This window comes from Archangium sp. (assembly GCF_036277355.1).
Lineage (GTDB): Bacteria > Myxococcota > Myxococcia > Myxococcales > Myxococcaceae > Archangium.
On sequence record NZ_DASUNC010000184.1, the window covers coordinates 1 to 3,233 of the forward strand.

General features: G+C 70.5%; 2 protein-coding genes and 1 pseudogene. 1 reads left to right on the forward strand and 2 read right to left on the reverse strand.

All coding sequences use genetic code 11. The features are described 5' to 3' along the window. Positions 1–37: 37 nt before the first annotated feature. Positions 38–1,696, reverse strand: coding sequence for a hypothetical protein (locus VFZ09_RS45840; RefSeq protein ID WP_329734167.1), 1,659 nt, complete (start codon positions 1,694–1,696; stop codon positions 38–40). Positions 1,697–1,831: 135 nt separating this feature from the next. Further along, a pseudogene (locus tag VFZ09_RS45845) lies at positions 1,832–2,701 on the reverse strand (DUF2381 family protein); the annotation flags it as partial. Between the two features lie 44 nt (positions 2,702–2,745). On the opposite strand from VFZ09_RS45845, the gene VFZ09_RS45850 reads away from it, so the two are divergent. Continuing rightward, the coding region (locus VFZ09_RS45850; RefSeq protein ID WP_329734168.1) for a hypothetical protein at positions 2,746–3,233 on the forward strand (488 nt) is incomplete at its 3' end.

A 3,233-nucleotide genomic window follows, 5' to 3' on the forward strand; every position in this document is an offset into this window, starting at 1 on the left:
GATGAGAACGTTGGTGAGCCACCCCATGGCCGCCCCTTCAGAAGGTGAGCATCCGGAAGAACTCGCCCGCCATGCGCCGGCCATGGTGCGCGAGGTTCGACGCCGTTGCGGAGAGAATCTCGTACTTGCGGCCCGTGGCCAAGTCAATCACGTCGACTCCCTGGTATTTGAACTTCAGAATGCCGCGGAACTGGGCTTCTACGGTTTTATGCACGAAACGGCCCCGCGCCTCGCGCTCCAGCAGGTGCGCCAGCCAGTACTTGCCCTTCTTGAGGGCTTCTCTGATAGCAGCAGACTCGTTTTCAGTGAGCTGATGTGGCCCCCACTGCTGGGCCGCCTCGGTGACGGCCTTCTGAAGCCTGTCGCCCACCTCGTCTTCGACGGGGATGTCGTGGATGGACCTGCCACGAGGCAAGTGCCACCGTTGCCCGTTGGGCAGAAGGACCTGCAGGTTTCCACCCCGATGGCGGATGGCGACAATGCCCGAGGAGCCGCCCCCGGAGGACGCCCCACCACCCCGCCCCTTCTTGAGCATCACCACCGCCAGGGGGCCATGCGGCGTGGCCGCCACCGTCTCCACCGCCGCCACCGCCCGCGCCAGCGCACCCTCCTCGGCCGCCAGGACTTCCACGCGCCCCAGCACCGCGGCCCCGCCCTGCGCCCGCCACTGCGCGCTCGCCAGCCCGTAACCCGGTAGTGCACGCACTCGTGCCGCCACCTCGCCCACCGTGCGCCCGGTCAGTGCCCCCACCGCCAGAAGCATCGCCCGCGCCGCGTCCGTGCCCAGCACCCGGGCGAAGCCCTCGCCCGCCTCGCGCAACTCCTCGAAGGTGGTGGCCTCGTGCGCCCGCATGGCCATGGCCGCCCAGCCGTCCATCAGCCCCCAGAGCGTGTCCACCCCCAGCCACGCCACCAGCACGACGGACAGCCCGGCGGCCAAGAGCTTGGTGGTCGGCTCGGGCACCAGCCAGAGGGCCAGGTATGCGCCCAACGTCCACATGCACGAGGCCACCAGCACCTGCGGGTCCAGTTCCCGCCCCAGCGCCGCCTTCGTCTCCTCCAGCACCGAGCCGAAGGCCAGGGCGAGCGCCAGCGTGCGCCGGTCGTCCGCCTTGAGGTAGGGCCCGTCGTCCAGCAGGCGCAAGCAGTCGCCGCCGCCGCGTCCCCAGGTACACCACAGCAGGTACCGCTCGCGCAGGGCCTCGTCCGCCACGGGCTTCAGCTGGCTGTCCTCGTCCTCGGGCACCAGGGTGAGCACCTGGCCCTTGTCCACTTCGGCCACCCACGTCTCACTCAGTTGCTCCCACTCCGGGTGCTGCTCCACCTGTCCCTTGAGCCACTCGCGTGCGGCCTCGCGCGGGCTCTTGCCCTCGTGTTGCACCTGGTGGGCGATGTGCCGCAGGGCACGCTGGAAGTCCTCCCGGCTCACCGGCACCGGCCGGGTGGTGCCACGGCCCGGCTCCACCACCGCCACCTCGTACACCACCGCCCCCGAGAGCCCGGCGTCCGAGGCCGGGGTGTTGTCCTCCTGGGGAGCCGGTGGCGGCGTGAGTGACAGCGCATGTCCCCGGCCCGCGAACATGCCGCCCGAGGGGTGGTCCGTGGCACATGCCGAGAAGAGCAACGGGACGAGCAACACCCACCAGCGGCGCGGAGGCAGGCCTACCGGGTGGGAATGCTTCAGATGGGGGGACATACCGCACCACTCCCTCCAGCCGGGCGGGCTGGTGCCAGGGGTTTCCGCGAGTACACGGAAACGCGGGTGTGACCGTCAAGCCACCGGGTAGGAAGAGCAGTGGAGGACGTAGCGGGTTGGCCGCGGGCACGAGTGCTATGGGAAGGTGACATTCCCCAGGGTGACGGTGCGCTGCTGCTTCGCGTCCCAGAGCGTGAGGGTGTACGTGCCCCGCGCCTCCGTCTCCGACGCGGGCACCTCCACTACAACGCGGCGAGCTGACTCCTGCCCGCCGACCACTGCCTCACGTGGAGGGACGGGCTCCGGCTGCCAGAGGGGAAGTGGCTTCAACACCTCGCCCTTGGGCCCGCGCAGCACCGCGCCCGCCGCCGTCCAGGGCAGCGTGCCGGGATTCTTCAGCCACACCTCCACCGCCACCCGGCCCTCGGCGCGGTAGCTGTGGGCTTTGCTCACGCGCAGGGCGTTGCCCGGGGCTTCCGTGTAACTGCCCCTCAAGTCCTTGGATGCAATGCCCCGCTCTCCCATCAGCCCAGACGCCAACACGCCCATGAGCCCCTCGGGGGCGCCGCGCTCGGCACGCAGCTGGCGCACCTCCTGCTGACACTGCTGGGCCTCGGCCCGGGCCGTCTTCTCGCCCTCCTGGAAGGAGGCCACCGGGCGGGGCTCGCGAAACACCTTCACCTGGGACAGGCCCAACGCCGGGTGCGCCAGCAAGAGGAATCTGGCACATGCAGGGGCCGCGTCATCCGCGAAGCACACCGCCACCTGGAAGCGTTCCCCGGCCTTCAGCTTCTCCGGGGGCGTCAGCGTGACGCCGCGCTGGCCCACCGACACGTCCGCGAAGCGCTCCCGCTCCTCCATGCGCACGGACCCTGGCTGGAGCGCCGTGTCGAAGCGCAACGTGAGGGGCACGTCCGGGCTGATGCACACCACGGGCGGTGTATCGAGGGGCTCGGCCTTCCAGGCACACGGGGTACGTCGTCCCATCACGCCAGCGCGCCTGGGTGAAGCGGCCGTACACGCGCTCCGGCCCGAAGTAGAGCCGCCCGGTGAGCGTGAAACTGCTCAGCCGCTTGAAGCTCGTAACCTCCATGGGTGTGGACTCGCGCACGGTGACGCGCTGGCTGGTGCCGGGTTCGCGACCGAATTCCACTTCGCCCACCTCACCGATGTCGATGCCCAGCTCCTTCATCGTCTTCACCGCGCCCGGAGGGCAGTCGGCGGGCCGGGGCGGGGGGCGAACCACCTGGGGCGTGCTCGTGCAGCCGGTGAGCAGCACGGTGCACAAGCCCACCACGCACGTCTCCTGGCGGCCCGGCACACACCGCAACGCCTTGCGCTGCGACCGGGCGGCGGGCTTCTCGTCGGGCTTCGGGCGGGTGTCGTTCTCGCGGAACATGGTGGCGGAAGTGAGCGCGGGGGAAGGGGCCGGGAATGCAGCCGCGCTCCTTTCAGCTTCGGACGGCTCGCCCGGCTCCGCCACTTCGCGGACGAGCGCGGCGTGCAGCGTGGGATGGCTCGTCCACCACCTGGCAGG

Excerpts from the sequence above, each read along its gene's own strand:
- VFZ09_RS45840 (WP_329734167.1), bottom strand. The coding sequence starts at position 1,696 with ATGTCCCCCCATCTGAAGCATTCCCACCCGGTAGGCCTGCCTCCGCGC.